Genomic DNA, 13672 nt, shown 5'->3' on the forward strand with positions numbered 1-13672 from the left:
AGCGTGGCCGCGCGCCCCGCGCCGCCGTCGTTTAACGCCCGCTAAGCCTGTTTTCTAACCGCGTCTTGAGGCGACCGGGCCTAAAGGGAAACCATGACGGAGCCGTCCCCGCCCCTGCCGACGACCGAGCGCCGCGCCCGGCCCCGCGCGCCCTTTCGCGCCCGTCGCCGCGCCAGCGAAAGGGTGCGGCTGATGGGCCAGTGGGTCGATCTGGTCCGGCCCGAGGAGGTCCAGCACCATATTCAGCAGGCCGTGACCGAGGGCCGCAAGAGCCTGATCGCCAACCACAATCTGCACAGCCTGTATCTGATGCAGCGCACGCCGGGCCTGGCCGCCTTCTATGACCGGGCCGACATGGTGGAGGTCGATTCCACCCCCCTGATCGCCTTTTCGCGGCTGGCGGGCCTGAACAGCCGGGGTTTCCACCGCTGCACCTATCTGGACTGGCGCGACCATTTCTGGAGCGTGGCCGCCCGCAACGGCTGGCGCGTCCTGTCGGTCGGGGGCGCGTCCGGCGTGGGCGAGACGGCGGCCGACCGCCTGCGCGCCGCCTGGCCCGGCGCCGAGATCGCGGTCCACCACGGCTTCTTCGACGCCCGCCCCGGCTCGGCCGAGAACGCCGCCGTCCTGGCCCGGATCGAAGACTTCCAACCCCACGTCCTGTTCGTGGGCATGGGAATGCCGCGCCAGGAGCTTTGGATCGCCGACAACTACGACCGCCTGCCCGATTGCGTCATCCTGTCGGTCGGGGCCGCCTTCGACTATGAGGCGGGCGTCCAGAGCGCGGCGCCGCGCTGGATGGGCCGGGCCGGGATCGAATGGGCTTATCGCCTGTTCCGCGACCCTCGGCGGCTGTTCGTCCGCTACTGCATCGAACCGTGGAGCCTGATCCCCCTGGCGCTGGCCGACCTGCGCGCAGGGCGGCGTCGTCGCTGATCGCCCCCAATCGTCATTCCGGGGCGTCGGAAGGACGGCGAGGGCTTGAATCCCGGTCAAATCTGACGCGGCCATATTCCTACTGGTCAGATAGATATTTATCGCCATGATCGACGCCCGTCGCCGTGTGCTATCGACACGGCGTCGAAACCAGGACGGAGCGCGCATGTCACAGCGACACCGGGCACAGCGAGACGGGCCGCAGATCGCCATTGTGGGCGCGGGGTTCAGCGGCCTGCTGACGGCCGTGAACCTTCTTCAGGCCTCGTCCGCCGTGCGGGTGACGCTGATCGAGCGGCGCGGCGTGTTCGGGCCCGGCACGGCCTATGACACCGGCAACCCCCAGCATCTTCTGAACGTGCGCCTGGACAATATGAGCGCCTTTCCCGACCGGCCGGGGCATCTGGCCGACTGGCTGGCGGAACAGCCGTCCTGGCGCGCCCAGGACGGCTTCATCACCCGCGGCGTCTATGGCGACTATCTGCAATCCCTGCTGGACGCGGCGCTTGATGACGCGCCCGAACGCCTTACCCTGATCGGCGCCGAGGCCCGCGCGCTGGATCGCCAGGACGACGGCTGGCGCATCGGAACATCGGACGGCGAGATCGTCGTGGACCAGGTGGTGCTGGCGCTGGGCAATCTGGAGCCGGCCTCGCCGCCGGGCGTGGACGCGGCCGTGCGCGCCTCGTCCGCCTATGTCGAGAACCCCTGGCGGCTGGACGCGGCCTCGGCCGAGACGGCGCGCAACGTGCTTCTGATCGGGTCGGGCCTGACCATGGTCGATGCGGCCCTGACGCTGCGGCGGCCGGGGCGGCGCTTCACCGCCCTGTCGCGCCACGGCCTTCTGCCCCGCGCCCATGCCGTCGCGCCCCCCGCGCCCTTCGGCGGCGACTTCTCCGGCGGGCCGGCCCAGGTCCTGCGCCAGGTCCGAAAGGCGACCGATCAGGCCGACTGGCGCGCCGTGTTCGACCGTCTGCGCCATTCGGCCCGCGCGTTGTGGCGGGGTTGGTCGCCGGTCGAGAGGCGGCGGTTCCTGCGCCATCTGCGCCCCCTGTGGGACGTGCATCGCCACCGGCTGTCGCCGGGATCGGCGCGCGACATCCATTCCATGCTGGCGGGCGGCGAGCTGACGGTTCTGGCCGGCAAGCTGACCGAACTGAAGGCCGTCGATGTCATCGACGTCGCCTGGCGCCCGCGCGGTCGCCGGCGCGCCATCCGCGACCGGTTCGACCTGGTGGTCAACTGCACCGGCCCGCTCGGCTCCATCGGCCACAGCATCGAGCCGATGATCCGCGACATCCTGCAAAAGGGCTATGGCCGGCCCGATCCCCTGGGCCTGGGGCTTCAGGTCGACGACGACGGCCGCCTGCTGGACGCCGACGGCCGTCCGGCCCAGGGCCTGCACGCCATCGGCCCCCTGACGCGCGGCGCCTTCTGGGAAATGACCGCCGTCCCCGACCTGCGCGGCCAGGCCCGCGACCTGGCGACGCGGATATTGGCCGATCGGGCTTGAAACAGCCGTCATTCCGGGGCGCCCTTAGGGGCGGCCCTGGGTTCCGGGTTCCTCGCCAGGCTCGGCCCCGGAATGACAAGAACGGCGAGGGACCATGCGTCTGGACCTTCACAATCCAGACAGATATTCTGGACAGCTTCACCGTGCATCCGGGAGAGACGACCCTGCCGCGTCCCGTCCTCGCCGTTAGTCTCGCGCTGGCCCTGGCGTTCGGCCTGACCGCCTTTACCGACAATGTGCTGGGCGACTATCGCCTGGCCCCGGCCGACAGGGTGCGGATCGAGGTGTTTGGAGAGCCGGCGCTGGGGGGCGACTTCGCCCTGGACGGCCGGGGCCGCATCACCCTGCCGCTGGTCGGCGAAATCCAGGCGTCCGGGCTCAGCGCGCCCCAGCTTCAGGCCGCCGTCGCCGACGCCCTCGGCCAGGGCTATCTGAAACAGCCGCGCGTCGCCGCCCAGGTCCTGACCTATCGGCCCTTCTACATTTTGGGCGAGGTCAATCGGCCGGGCGAATACCCCTATGCCAACGACCTGACGGCGCTGCAGGCGGTCGCCACGGCCCAGGGCTTCACCTACCGCGCCAATAGCCGCCGCCTGTTCGTCCGCCGCGCCGGCGCCGCCGACGAACAGCCCCTGTCGCCCGACGCCCGCATCCTGCCCGGCGACACGATCCGCATCGCAGAGCGGTATTTCTGAGGCGCTTCCCACACCGCTCGTCATCCTAGGCCTTGTGCCTAGGATCCAGAAACACAGGCGTCAGAACACGGGGCTCACCTTCAAACACCGGGCGTATGGATCCTCGGCACGAGGCCGAGGATGACGGCCGGAAGAGCCAATCCCCTCAGATCGGCATCGCCATGATTTCCTTATAGGCGGAAATCACCTGGTCCCGGACCGAGATCACCGTCTCCAGCGACGCCTCGGCCGAGCTCAGCGCCGTCACCACGTCGATCAGATTGCCCTGGCCCTGGACCGAGCGGGTCATCTGGGTCTCGGCCGCGCGCGACTGCTGGGTCATGTCGGTCATGGCGTTCTTGACCAGGTCGGCGAAGCCGCCGTCGCCGGCGCCCGGCGCTTGCGCTGCGCCAGAAAGCCCGGTCGGCATGGCGCCGCCCTGGACGGCGGCATAGGCCCTGGCGGCCATCATCGGGTTCATGGCCTAGACCTCAGCGTTTGATGATGTCGAGGGTGCGGCTGTCCATCGACCGCGCCGTCTCGATGACGTTCAGATTGGCCTCATAGGCCCGCTGCGCCTCGCGCATGTCCATGGCCTCGACCAGGGTGTCGACGTTGGGCCGCATCACATAGCCCTGCGCGTTCGCGGCCGGGTGCGACGGGTCGTAGTCCATCTTGAAGTCGCTCTGGTCGGGCCGCACCTCGGCCAGGGTCACCCCCGTCGCCCCGTCGACCTCGCGCGCCTGAAACACCGGGATCTGGCGGCGATAGGGTTCGCCGCCCGGCGTGCGGGCGGTGGACTGGGCGTTGGCGATGTTCTCGGCGATGACGCGCATCCGCGACTGCTGCGCCTTCAGCGCAGAGGCGGCCACGGCCATGGCGCTGTTGGAGGGGGAGACGGGATCGGTCATGGCTTAGCGTCCTCCTCAGCCGCCGGGCCGTTTGGCGGCCAGGCGGATCATGGACATGGACTTCTGGTAGAAGCCGATGGCGGCGTCATAGGCCATGCGGCTCTCGGCCATCTTCAGCATCTGCTCTTCGACCACCACCGAATTGCCGTCCATCGTGGTTTCCGAATCGGGCGCCTTGGCCGGATCGAACCGCGCGGCCGGGCCGGTCGGGGCGATGTGGGACGCATTGGTCCGCGTCATCTGCAGCCCCCCGCCCCTGGCCATGGCGGCGGCGAAGTCGGTCGGCTGTTTCAGGTCGCGCCCGACGTAGCCCGGCGTGTCGGCGTTGGCCACGTTCTCGGCGATCACCCGCTGGCGCGCGTCCAGCCAGCCCAGCCGGCCCTTGATCTGCCCCAGCAGCGGTATGTCGGCGACGCCCATGGCGATCTCCCGTGCGACGCGGATGCGCGCGATGGGCAGAAAATGCCGCCTCCATGGTTAACAACCCCTTATCTCAACGCCTCGTTAACCGTGGTGGTTAAGACTTGGACCACAGCGCCGACTGCGCGGGGCCTTGCAGCGTATGAATTTCCTCGATCTCGCCCGGGCCGTCTTCGGCCTGGCCTTCACCCTCGGCCTGATCGGTATCGTGGCCTGGGCCGCGCGCCGCTATGCGCCCCAGCTGTTGGCCAAGCTCAGCGCCGAGCGGGGCGCGCGTCGAATGCAGGTGGTCGAGACCCTGGTCCTGGACCCCGCCCGCCGCCTGGTCCTGGTCCGCATCGACGAGGAGGAGCGGCTGATCCTGCTGGGCGAAGGCCGCGAACTGATCGAGCCGCGCCAGCCGGGGGGCCTTCAGTGAAACACGCGGTCTTCGTCAAACCCACCGGCGCCGAGCTGAAGCGCGCGGCCCTGCTGTCGCTGTTCACCACCCTGGTCTGCCTGGCCTGGCCCGTCGCGGCCCTGGCTCAGCAGGCGGCGCAGGGCGGGTCGGCCCTGAACATCGACCTGGGTTCGGGCGCCGGCCTGACCCAGCGGGTGGTGCAGCTGGTCGGGCTGATGACCGTGCTGTCGCTGGCGCCGTCCATCGTCATCATGACCACCAGCTTCGTGCGGATCATCGTGGTCCTGTCGCTGCTGCGAACCGCCCTGGGTCTGCAGCAGTCGCCGCCGAACGCCGTCCTGGTGTCCCTGTCGCTGTTCCTGTCGGCCATCGTCATGGCCCCGACCTGGCAGGACGCCTATGATTCGGGCATCCGTCCGCTGATGGATCAGCAGATCGAACTGCCCCAGGCCTTCGATCAGGCGTCCGAGCCGGTGAAAACCTTCATGCTGGCCCAGGTGGACCGTGGCGACCTGGCCCTGTTCACCCGTCTGTCCAAGATCGAGACCCCTCCGAACGTCCAGGAACTGCCGCTCCGCGTCGTCACCCCGGCCTTCATGATCAGCGAGCTGAAGAAGGCTTTCGAGATCGGATTTCTTCTTTTCGTTCCGTTTCTTGTGATCGATCTGGTGGTGGCCAGCGTGCTGATGTCGATGGGCATGATGATGCTGCCTCCGGTCGTTGTATCCCTGCCGTTCAAGTTGATCTTCTTCGTGCTGGTGGACGGCTGGCGACTGGTCGCCGGAAGCCTGGTCGAGAGCTTCCAGCGGGCGTCCGGGACCGGATAATCCCCCGCCCCATATGGCTTTCCGCGTCATCGGCGCTTGCAAAGCTGGTGGAAATCCGTGTTGATCCCCCGGTCCTCGCCCTGAATCGGGCGATTAACACTGGAAACGCTTCTTATGACCACTCAAGCCGAACTGATCGCCGCCGTCGCCAAGGACGCTGGTGTCTCGCAGGCCGACGCCGGCAAGGTGCTGACCGCGATCGTCGAAAACATCCACTCGACCCTGAAGTCGGGCGGCGACATCCGCATCTCGAACCTGGGCGTCTTCGACACCGCCGCCCGCGCCGAGCGCGAAGGCCGCAACCCGGCCACCGGCGCGACCATCAAGATCGCCGCCTCCAAGGCCGTGCGCTTCCGCGTCTCCAAGCCGCTGAAGGACGCCGTCAACGGCTAAGCCTTAGATCCTCCCCCGCATCGCGGGGGAGGGGGACCGCCGTCAGGCGGTGGAGGGGGCGACCGCATCACCGGTGCTGGGTCCGCCCCCTCCACCACTTCGTGGTCCCCCTCCCCCGTTAAAGCACGGGGGAGGATCACGCTTCGACGGGCGGGGATCGCGACGCGGTCTCCGCCCGTTTTCGTTTCAGGCGGCCCTATCACGCCGTCATTCCGGGGCGTCCGTAGGACGAACCCGGAACCCAGGGGGTCATCCCCAGTGTCCAATGGATCAGCGCCGTCGCTGTCGTCCTGGGTTCCGGGTTCTTCGCTGCGCTCAGCCCCGGAATGACGAAGCAGGTGCTCGATCAGGCGGCGCTCTTCGCGTCAGCTTCTTTTCTAAACGCCTGTTTGGCGCTGTTGACCCAGCCGACGAAGGTGTCCGCCTGGCTGGACAGGTTGGCGAAGTCGCCCGTTCCACCACGCCCGACAGATTGTCGTCCAGCGCCACCCGGATCGCCGCCGCCGACCGCGCGCCCGCCACGAACGGCCCATAGCGGCCGCTCAGCCGCTGCAACGCCGCCCGATCCCCGGCCAGCGAATAGCCCACGCCCGCCCGGATCAGCCAGCTTTCCTCGGCCGGCGTCAGGGCCGTTCCGGCGGTCTTGTAGCGATCGCCCAGCCGCGCCTCATAGACCGGTGCCGCCTCGGCCCATTTCTGCTGTTTCCAGAAGATGTCGGCCCGCACCTCGCGCGCCGGGTTCGACTGATCCTTGTCCAGCACCTCCAGCGCATGGTCGAACCGGCCCAGGTCCATCAGGGCGCGGGCCTCCAGCGCGCGCCGCTCGCTGTTCATCGCGGCCGGCAACAGGGTGGTGCGCGACCCCCAGATCGCCTGCAGCGCCTTCTCCGGCTGGCGGTCCATCAGATAGACGGTGGCCAGGTTGGTGGCGACCTGGGCCTTGGCTGCGCCGTCCAGCCGCTCGTCCACCTGGTGCTGCAAAAGCTCGGCCGCCTGGTCGAGCAGATCCACATCGATCAGGCGTCGCGACAGGCGGCGCACCATCTCGTCCCCGTCCGCCCCGATCGGCGTCAGTTCGCGGAAGTCGTAGAACAGGGCCAGGGCCTGCACCGGCTGCAAACCGTCGGCCGCGCCCTCCAGGAACAGGGCGCGGAAGGCGTTGGACTGATCGGCCTGGATCTCGGTCGCGCCCGGAATGCCCGACAGCCGCTTGCCCGCCCCGCGCAGGGCGTCCAGCGCCTCGCGGTAACGCCCCTGCTTCAGATAGATGTCCGACAGCTTGCGGATAACCGCCAGTTCCGTGCCGTCCCCGCGCCAGCGCCACTTCAGCTGTTCCAGCTGCTGGGCCGCCTGATCGGGGCTCAGCGCGCCCTTGTCCATCTCCAGACCGATGGCGCCCAGTTTGGCGGGGGTGGCGATCCCGTCCAGCGGCGCGCGCGCCACGGCCTTGTAGACCGCCAGCGCGCGGCCCTTGTCGCCCTGCAGATCGAACAGCCGCGCCTGCACCAGCCGCGCGGTCAGCTGGTCCGTCGCCGGCGCCTTCTGGCTGAAGCTGTAGGCCAGCAGCTGCTGGGCGGCGGCCAGATCGCCGGTCTCGATGGCCGCCAGCGCATGGGCGGCGCCGAACCGCGCGCGCCAGGCCGGGGGAAAGTCGTCGATCACCGAGGCCCCGGCGGCGAAGTTGCGCCTGGCCCCCTCCCAGTCGCCCTGTTCGGAGGCGATATAGCCCTGCCACACCTTGGTCGCCGGGTCGCTGGCCAGGGCCGCGCCCGCGAAATCGACCTGCGCCTCCTCCAGCCGCCCCACGCCGACGCGGGCGACGCCGCGCAGACCCCTGACCTCCGGCTCGCCCTGCATATTCGGCGCCTTGGCGATCAGGGCGTTCAGCACCCCGATGGCCTCATAGTTCAGTCCCGACCCGACAAGGAACCGCGCTAGGGCCAGCCGCGCCTCGATGGGCGCGCGCGGATCGTCGGCGGCCGCGATGGTCTCCAGCCCCGCCGCGTCCTGCAGCCGGCGATAGCGGTCCGAGAAGCCCGCCTCGCCCGCCGCCGCCCAGGCCTCGTCGATCATGGCCGGATAGGCGGCGCGCCGGGGCGCATCGGCCCCATGATCGCCGGTCTCCAGCCCCGCCGACGGCGCCGACAACGTCAGCCCCTTGGTCCGGCTCAGCGTCACCAGATCGCCCGCCGCCTCGATCTTCAGGTCGTCGGCGCCCGTCTCGACCGCCATCCCCTGGGCGGTCGGGATCAGGGTCAGATCGACCGTGCGCCGCCCGCCCGCATAGCCCTTGCCCGGCGCCAGGGCCGTCACCGCCGCGAAACGGTCGCCCACCAGCGGGTCGGTCAGCCAGATCGCCTTGGTCGCCCCCGCCATCCGCGCCACCAGGGTCGCCGACCCGTCGTCCGCCCGCCCCACCTCGACGCCCGAAGCCGCAGGCGCGGTTCCGCCCAGCGTCACGGTCCAGGTCCCGCCCTGCCCCTGCGCCGCCACGCCCATGCCTTCGGGCGCGGAAATCCGCATGGCGGTATAGCCCGGCCCCGCCGCCCAGCGCGCGTCCCTGGCCGGCCCCAGCTGTTTGGCGCCGGTCATGTCCATCCGCGCGGCGGTGTCGAAGACGATCCACACCGCATCGCCGCGCCGGAACACGGCCGCGCCCACCGGCGCGCTCCATTGGAAGGTCAGCACCGTCTTGTCGGCGCTGGCCTCGGCCTTGACCGGCACGACCGCATCCGTGGTCGCCGGCTTGGCCGCATCCCCGCCCTGCGGCGCCTTGCCCGGCGCATAGAGGTTCAGCCAGACCGCCCCGTCCGCCACGCCCGAGCGGGCGTCGGCGCCCTCCTCCAGGGTGATGATCAGGTCCGTGCCGCCGCCGGCGCGCGCGGCCCGGGTCTCGACCGACTTCACCCCGGCGGGCGGATCGACCTTCAGGCGCGACACGTCGGGCGCCGCCGTCGTGCCCAGCCGCACCACCACCTTGTCGCCCTGGCGGCTGACGCGCGAACGCACGCCGATCACGCCGCCGAACTCGACGCGGGTGAACTCGGCGTTTTGGCCGATGCCGATGGACAGCGGATCGCGCGACCGCCCCGCCTCCTGCGCCAGGGGCGACAGCGGCGCGAGCACGACGGCGCCGGCCGCGGCGGCCGCCACGGTCGTCTTCAGAATACGCTTTGTCGGCGCGGCCCCGGACATATCCCCCGACCCATGCCGCACAAGCCCTTTAATCGCGGTTAACCGCCGTTCACCGTGACGACGCGGCCATAGGACAACCCGTCCACGCGACAAGGCCGCCCACAGCGCGCATACATGACCCCATGACGGACTATCCACGCCTCAGCACGATCAAGACCGGCCTGGCCTGCCGTTGCCCCCGCTGCGGCAAGGGCCCGCTGTTCAAGGGCTATCTGACCCTGCGCGAAGGCTGCACGGACTGCGGCCTCAGCTACGGCTTCGCCGACCCGGCCGACGGCCCGGCCTTCTTCGTCATGACGGCGGTCGGGGTGGTGGGCATGATCCTGCTGATGCTGTTCGACTTCACCGTCCACCCGCCGATCTGGGTGCATGGGGTCGTGACCCTGCCCATCCTGATCGGCCTGTGCCTGGGGTGCCTGCGCCCCTTCAAGGCCTGGCTGGTCGCCGAACAATACATCCACAAGGCCGCCCCGCCGGAGTTCTCCTCGAACGGCAAGCACGGGCCTTACTAAGGCTCCACCACCGTCAGTTCCGGCCACCGCGCCCGCGCGCTGTCGATCACCTTGGCCCAGCTCCTGGCCACAGGCCGGCTCGGATTGGGCCGGATGGTCATGGAGAAGATGTCCTCCAGCCCGAACGGCGCGGCGACGGTGATGGCGTCGTCCGCCTCCAGCCGCACCCCGACCGCGAAGGCGGGCGCCACGAACCGCCCCAAGGCTTCGTCGGTCGATCCCAGCGCCTGATAGGGCTCGCCGAACCGATCCTGGAACCACAGATGCACCCGCGCCTGGTTCCTGACCTCGACCCGGCTGCGGAGCGGCGCGTCGAAAGCGGCGGCGACCCGTTTGATGACGACGTCCTCGGCTTCGTAGGACAGGTCCGAGCCGTCGAAATAGGCCAGGTCGTAGTCCTTGACCCCATAGCCCGCCGGCCGCCCCGTCCGCGCGTTCCACACCGCCTGATAGACCGCGCCGGACACCAGCCGCCAATCCGGCAGGTCCAGCGCCCGAACCGTCGTCAGAATGTGCATCAGCGCGGGGTCGGCGCGCACGATGGCGATCAGGCGGTCGGTCAGGGCGTCGCTCATCCCCTTCTCTTAGCGAGCGCATCGGTCCCAGGGGAGTGGCGGCGAACCCCCATCCACAGCCCTTTCCGCCCGTCATCCTAGGCCTTGTGCCTAGGATCCCTATTCCCGGTGCATGGGATGAAGGACCGACGGCAAAGAAGCGTCTCCACGCGGACAGGTCTGAGTGTATGGATCCTAGGCACAAGGCCTAGGATGACGGACCGGGGGGCGGCGCCTCACCCCCGCACCGGCCAGCCGTGATCCAGCGGCCCATGCCCGCCGCCCAGGCCGGGCGCGCGACGGATCGCCTCGCCGACATAGGCCCAGGCTTCGGCCACCGCGACCTCCAGCGGCCGCCCCAGCGCCAGCCCGGCCGCGCAGGCGCTGGCCAGCGTGCAGCCGGTGCCGTGGGTGTGGCGGGTGTCGATCCGTTCGGCCTCCAGCGCCGTCTCGCCGTCGGGCGTCAGCAGCAGGTCGATCACCGTCGTTCCCGGCACATGGCCGCCCTTCATCAGCACCGCCCGCGCGCCCATGGCCAGCAGGGCCTCGCCCGCCCGCCGCTGACCGTCCAGGTCCTGCACCGCGATCCCCGTCAGGGCCTCGGCCTCGGGCGCATTGGGGGTCAGAAGCGCCGCGCGCGGGATCATCAACGCCTTGACCGCCTCCACCGCCGCATCGGGCAACAGAGGGTGCCCGCCCTTGGCCACCATGACCGGATCGACCACGGCGGGGGCGTCGGCGCTGTCCAACAGGGCGGCGACCGTCTCGACCACCTCGACCGAGCCCAGCATGCCGGTCTTGAAGGCGTCGGTCCCGATGTCGTCCAGCACCGCACGCCCCTGGGCCGCGATCAGCTCCAGCGGCAGCGGATGGACGCCGTGGACCCCCAGGGTGTTCTGCACCGTGATGGCCGTGATGGCGGTGGCGGCGAACCCGCCCATCATCGTCACGGCCTTGATGTCGGCCTGGATGCCCGCGCCGCCGCCGCTGTCCGACCCCGCCAGGATCAGCACTCTGCCTTGATGAAGCGCGCTCATGCCGCCGCCCCCGAAAACAGCTTAAGCCCGACGATGCCCGCCACGATCAGCAGGATGCACACCGCCCGCACCGCCGTCGCCGGCTCGCCATAGGCCAGCACCCCCACCAGCGCCGCGCCCACCGCGCCGATCCCGGTCCACACCGCATAGGCCGTGCCGATCGGCAGCTTCTGCGTCGCCACCCACAACAGGATCATGCTGCCGGCCAGGGCGATCCCTACCCCCAGCGACGTCAGCGGCCGGTGCAGGCCCAAATTCTTCAGGCCCGAAGCCCACAGCACTTCCAACAGACCGGCGACGACCAGCGTCGCCCACGGATTGATCGACATGACCCAGGACATGACGGATCAGATGGCCCAGCCCATCCGTCAGGGCAAGCGATCAGGCGCCTAGCGGCCCCTTGAAGATGAAGAAGGCGCCCAGGCCGATGAAGGCGAAGCCGACCAGATGGTTCACCGTCAGCTTCTCGCCCAGATACAGCACCGAAAAACCGGCGAAGACCAAGAGGGTGATCACCTCCTGCATCGTCTTCAGCTCGGCCGGCGAATAGACCTTGATGCCGATCCGGTTGGCCGGCACCGCCAGCCAGTATTCGAAGAAGGCGATGCTCCAGCTGGCGATCACCAGCAGCCACAGCGGCTTGTGCTCGAACTTCAGGTGGCCGTACCAGGCGAAGGTCATGAAGACGTTCGACAGGGCCAACATGACGATGGGGGCGATATAGGCGGTCAGGGGCATGGGCGACGCTGCGACGGTTGATCCCCGTCCTTAGCTCAACCGCGACCGAACGTCGCGTCCGTTCAACCCGCGTCGCGAACCGCCGCCTGGACCTTCAGCGCCTGCACAGTCTCGCGCACGTCATGGACCCGCACCATCCTGGCCCCGTGCGCCGCCGCCGTCAGGGCCAGGGCGATGGAGCCGCCCAGCCGGTCGGTGGCCTCGACCGCCGTCGGGTCGACCGCCTGGATCGTGCGTTTGCGGCTGGCGGCGTACAGCACCGGAAACCCCAGATCGACCAGCGCCCCCAGGCCCGCCGTCAGGGCCAGATTGTGCGCCAGCGTCTTGCCGAAGCCGATGCCGGGGTCCAGCCATATCCGCTGTCGCGCCACGCCCGCCGCCATCGCCGCCTCGGCGCGCTCCAGCAGATAATCCCGCACCTCGCCCGTCACGTCGTCATAGGTCGGGTTCGCCTGCATGGTGCGCGGCTCGCCCTTCATGTGCATCAGCACGATACGGCACCCCAGTTCGGCCGCCACGCCTGCGTTGTCAGGCGCGTGTGTCAGGGCCGTCACGTCGTTCCACATCGTCGCCCCGGCCGCGACGGCGGCGCGGGCCACCTCGGGCTTCATCGTGTCGATGCTGATCGCCCCGGCCCAACGAGCACGGAGGCCCGCGATGACCGGGACGACCCGCGCGATCTCCTCGTCCGTCCCCACCGGATCGGCGCCCGGCCGGGTGCTTTCGCCGCCGATGTCCAAGACATCCGCCCCGTCCGCGACCAGACGCATGGCCCGGTCCACCGCCGCCTCGACCGAGGTCCACCGCCCGCCGTCAGAGAAGCTGTCGGGCGTGACGTTGACGATCCCCATGACCTGGGGCCATCCCGGTGTTTGACTTTCGCGCGGCATGGGACCAGCCTCTAGCCGTGATCGCTCGTTTCGTCAGCCAGGCTCGACGCCTTTCCCACGCGGGACGCCTCGTCGCAGGCTTCTGACCCGGAACGGCCGCGCGCCCTTCGCCCCGTTCCGGGCGCCGATCTGAACCCCCTTCCTCTTCGCCGCTGCACGACGCCAGGCGCGTGCGGCGGCCCCTGCCGTATGCGAGACCCTCCATGTCCAAATCCACCCTTCCCGTCCGCCCCGACATCTTCCTCAGCGCCGAGGACCACGACGCCCTGTCGCGTCTGGTCGGCGACATGCCTGGAGAGGGCGTGGCGGGAATGCTTCAGGAAGAGCTGGAGCGCGCCGTCATCTGCGAACCGGGCGACCGGCCCAAGGGCGCCGTGCCGCTGAACCGCTGGCTTCACTATGTCGATGGCCGTTCGTCCGACCCGCGCCGCATCCAGATCGTCCTGCCGAAGGACGCCGACATCGACGCGGGCAAGGTTTCGGTCCTTTCCCATGTCGGCGCGGGCCTGATCGGCCTGGTCGAAGGCCACACCATTTCCTGGAGCGACCCCTCCGGCGCCGAACGCAGCCTGACGCCGGTGATGATCGAGGACGCGGAAATCCTGCCGGCCTGACACGCCGCCTTCGCCCATGAAAAACCCGCCGGAGATCGCTCTCCCGGCGGGCTTCTTC

Annotated in this window: 17 protein-coding genes; 8 read left to right on the forward strand and 9 right to left on the reverse strand. The window is 69.7% G+C overall.

What is annotated here, in order from left to right:
* Positions 1–93 precede the first annotated feature (93 nt).
* The 3 genes from B3Z70_RS01770 to B3Z70_RS01780 all read left to right on the forward strand — a co-directional run bounded on the left by B3Z70_RS01770 (position 94) and on the right by B3Z70_RS01780 (position 3144).
* Positions 94–936, forward strand: a complete 843-nt coding sequence (locus tag B3Z70_RS01770) for a WecB/TagA/CpsF family glycosyltransferase (RefSeq protein WP_292044488.1) — start codon at positions 94–96, stop codon at positions 934–936.
* 166 nt (positions 937–1102) lie between these two features.
* Positions 1103–2449 (forward strand): FAD/NAD(P)-binding protein, encoded by a 1347-nt coding sequence (locus B3Z70_RS01775; RefSeq protein WP_292044490.1) that lies wholly within the window; start codon positions 1103–1105, stop codon positions 2447–2449.
* A gap of 143 nt (positions 2450–2592) precedes the next feature.
* Complete coding sequence (locus tag B3Z70_RS01780) at positions 2593–3144, forward strand: polysaccharide biosynthesis/export family protein (RefSeq protein WP_292021949.1); 552 nt, start codon at positions 2593–2595, stop codon at positions 3142–3144.
* Between the two features lie 145 nt (positions 3145–3289).
* On the opposite strand, the gene fliE is transcribed toward B3Z70_RS01780, so the two are convergent.
* From fliE to flgB, 3 genes are read right to left on the reverse strand one after another with little or no spacing between them, the layout of a single operon-like run.
* The gene (fliE, locus tag B3Z70_RS01785) at positions 3290–3604 is read right to left on the reverse strand and encodes a flagellar hook-basal body complex protein FliE (RefSeq protein WP_292021944.1); all 315 of its coding nucleotides are present in this window, start codon (positions 3602–3604) and stop codon (positions 3290–3292) included.
* 10 nt (positions 3605–3614) lie between these two features.
* Positions 3615–4034, reverse strand: coding sequence for a flagellar basal body rod protein FlgC (flgC, locus tag B3Z70_RS01790; RefSeq protein WP_248118387.1), 420 nt, complete (start codon positions 4032–4034; stop codon positions 3615–3617).
* A 15-nt stretch (positions 4035–4049) separates the two neighbouring features.
* A complete protein-coding gene (gene flgB / locus B3Z70_RS01795; protein ID WP_292021942.1) occupies positions 4050–4454 on the reverse strand; it encodes a flagellar basal body rod protein FlgB in 405 nt (134 codons plus the stop codon).
* Between the two features lie 142 nt (positions 4455–4596).
* On the opposite strand from flgB, the gene B3Z70_RS01800 reads away from it, so the two are divergent.
* From B3Z70_RS01800 to B3Z70_RS01810, 3 genes are all read left to right on the forward strand, one after another.
* The gene (locus B3Z70_RS01800; RefSeq protein WP_292021947.1) at positions 4597–4872 is read left to right on the forward strand and encodes a flagellar biosynthetic protein FliO; all 276 of its coding nucleotides are present in this window, start codon (positions 4597–4599) and stop codon (positions 4870–4872) included.
* Positions 4869–5681, forward strand: coding sequence for a flagellar type III secretion system pore protein FliP (gene fliP, locus B3Z70_RS01805; protein ID WP_292021939.1), 813 nt, complete (start codon positions 4869–4871; stop codon positions 5679–5681). The genes B3Z70_RS01800 and fliP overlap by 4 nt, the downstream gene beginning before the upstream one ends.
* 114 nt (positions 5682–5795) lie before the next feature.
* Positions 5796–6074, forward strand: coding sequence for an HU family DNA-binding protein (locus B3Z70_RS01810; RefSeq protein ID WP_087120554.1), 279 nt, complete (start codon positions 5796–5798; stop codon positions 6072–6074).
* Positions 6075–6389: 315 nt separating this feature from the next.
* On the opposite strand, the gene B3Z70_RS01815 is transcribed toward B3Z70_RS01810, so the two are convergent.
* The gene (locus B3Z70_RS01815; protein WP_292044494.1) at positions 6390–9227 is read right to left on the reverse strand and encodes a tetratricopeptide repeat protein; all 2838 of its coding nucleotides are present in this window, start codon (positions 9225–9227) and stop codon (positions 6390–6392) included.
* A gap of 164 nt (positions 9228–9391) precedes the next feature.
* Here B3Z70_RS01815 and B3Z70_RS01820 point away from each other — a divergent pair, with 164 nt between their 5' ends.
* Positions 9392–9781, forward strand: coding sequence for a DUF983 domain-containing protein (locus B3Z70_RS01820; RefSeq protein ID WP_292024453.1), 390 nt, complete (start codon positions 9392–9394; stop codon positions 9779–9781).
* Here B3Z70_RS01820 and B3Z70_RS01825 read toward each other — a convergent pair.
* The 5 genes from B3Z70_RS01825 to folP all read right to left on the reverse strand — a co-directional run bounded on the left by B3Z70_RS01825 (position 9778) and on the right by folP (position 13000).
* A complete protein-coding gene (locus B3Z70_RS01825) occupies positions 9778–10356 on the reverse strand; it encodes a nucleotidyltransferase family protein (protein ID WP_292024451.1) in 579 nt (192 codons plus the stop codon). The two genes, B3Z70_RS01820 and B3Z70_RS01825, sit on opposite strands and share 4 nt — an antisense overlap.
* Positions 10357–10571: 215 nt before the next feature.
* Positions 10572–11372 carry a bifunctional hydroxymethylpyrimidine kinase/phosphomethylpyrimidine kinase gene (gene thiD / locus B3Z70_RS01830; RefSeq protein ID WP_292024449.1) on the reverse strand — a complete coding sequence of 267 codons (801 nt, stop codon included), beginning with the start codon at positions 11370–11372 and terminating at the stop codon, positions 10572–10574.
* Complete coding sequence (locus tag B3Z70_RS01835; RefSeq protein ID WP_292024447.1) at positions 11369–11713, reverse strand: DMT family transporter; 345 nt, start codon at positions 11711–11713, stop codon at positions 11369–11371. The genes thiD and B3Z70_RS01835 overlap by 4 nt, the downstream gene beginning before the upstream one ends.
* Positions 11714–11753: 40 nt before the next feature.
* Entirely contained in the window at positions 11754–12110 is a 357-nt protein-coding gene (locus tag B3Z70_RS01840; protein ID WP_087120564.1) for a DMT family protein, read from the reverse strand.
* A gap of 62 nt (positions 12111–12172) precedes the next feature.
* Positions 12173–13000, reverse strand: a complete 828-nt coding sequence (gene folP, locus B3Z70_RS01845; protein ID WP_292024444.1) for a dihydropteroate synthase — start codon at positions 12998–13000, stop codon at positions 12173–12175.
* 203 nt (positions 13001–13203) lie between these two features.
* Between folP and B3Z70_RS01850 the strand changes: the two genes are divergently transcribed.
* A complete protein-coding gene (locus B3Z70_RS01850) occupies positions 13204–13614 on the forward strand; it encodes a GreA/GreB family elongation factor (RefSeq protein WP_292024442.1) in 411 nt (136 codons plus the stop codon).
* Positions 13615–13672: the final 58 nt, after the last annotated feature.

Origin of the sequence: Brevundimonas sp. UBA6550, from assembly GCF_002434505.1 — a bacterium.
GTDB lineage: Bacteria > Pseudomonadota > Alphaproteobacteria > Caulobacterales > Caulobacteraceae > Brevundimonas.

What these genes read in the sequence shown, in the direction of transcription:
- B3Z70_RS01770 (WP_292044488.1), top strand. Translation starts at nt 94, where the DNA reads ATGACGGAGCCGTCCCCGCCCCTGCCGACGACCGAGCGCCGCGCCCGG.
- B3Z70_RS01775 (WP_292044490.1), top strand. Translation starts at nt 1,103, where the DNA reads ATGTCACAGCGACACCGGGCACAGCGAGACGGGCCGCAGATCGCCATT.
- fliE (WP_292021944.1), bottom strand. Translation starts at nt 3,604, where the DNA reads ATGAACCCGATGATGGCCGCCAGGGCCTATGCCGCCGTCCAGGGCGGC.
- flgC (WP_248118387.1), bottom strand. Translation starts at nt 4,034, where the DNA reads ATGACCGATCCCGTCTCCCCCTCCAACAGCGCCATGGCCGTGGCCGCC.
- flgB (WP_292021942.1), bottom strand. Translation starts at nt 4,454, where the DNA reads ATGGGCGTCGCCGACATACCGCTGCTGGGGCAGATCAAGGGCCGGCTG.
- B3Z70_RS01800 (WP_292021947.1), top strand. Translation starts at nt 4,597, where the DNA reads ATGAATTTCCTCGATCTCGCCCGGGCCGTCTTCGGCCTGGCCTTCACC.
- B3Z70_RS01810 (WP_087120554.1), top strand. Translation starts at nt 5,796, where the DNA reads ATGACCACTCAAGCCGAACTGATCGCCGCCGTCGCCAAGGACGCTGGT.
- B3Z70_RS01820 (WP_292024453.1), top strand. Translation starts at nt 9,392, where the DNA reads ATGACGGACTATCCACGCCTCAGCACGATCAAGACCGGCCTGGCCTGC.
- B3Z70_RS01825 (WP_292024451.1), bottom strand. Translation starts at nt 10,356, where the DNA reads ATGAGCGACGCCCTGACCGACCGCCTGATCGCCATCGTGCGCGCCGAC.
- thiD (WP_292024449.1), bottom strand. Translation starts at nt 11,372, where the DNA reads ATGAGCGCGCTTCATCAAGGCAGAGTGCTGATCCTGGCGGGGTCGGAC.
- B3Z70_RS01835 (WP_292024447.1), bottom strand. Translation starts at nt 11,713, where the DNA reads ATGTCCTGGGTCATGTCGATCAATCCGTGGGCGACGCTGGTCGTCGCC.
- B3Z70_RS01840 (WP_087120564.1), bottom strand. Translation starts at nt 12,110, where the DNA reads ATGCCCCTGACCGCCTATATCGCCCCCATCGTCATGTTGGCCCTGTCG.
- folP (WP_292024444.1), bottom strand. Translation starts at nt 13,000, where the DNA reads ATGCCGCGCGAAAGTCAAACACCGGGATGGCCCCAGGTCATGGGGATC.
- B3Z70_RS01850 (WP_292024442.1), top strand. Translation starts at nt 13,204, where the DNA reads ATGTCCAAATCCACCCTTCCCGTCCGCCCCGACATCTTCCTCAGCGCC.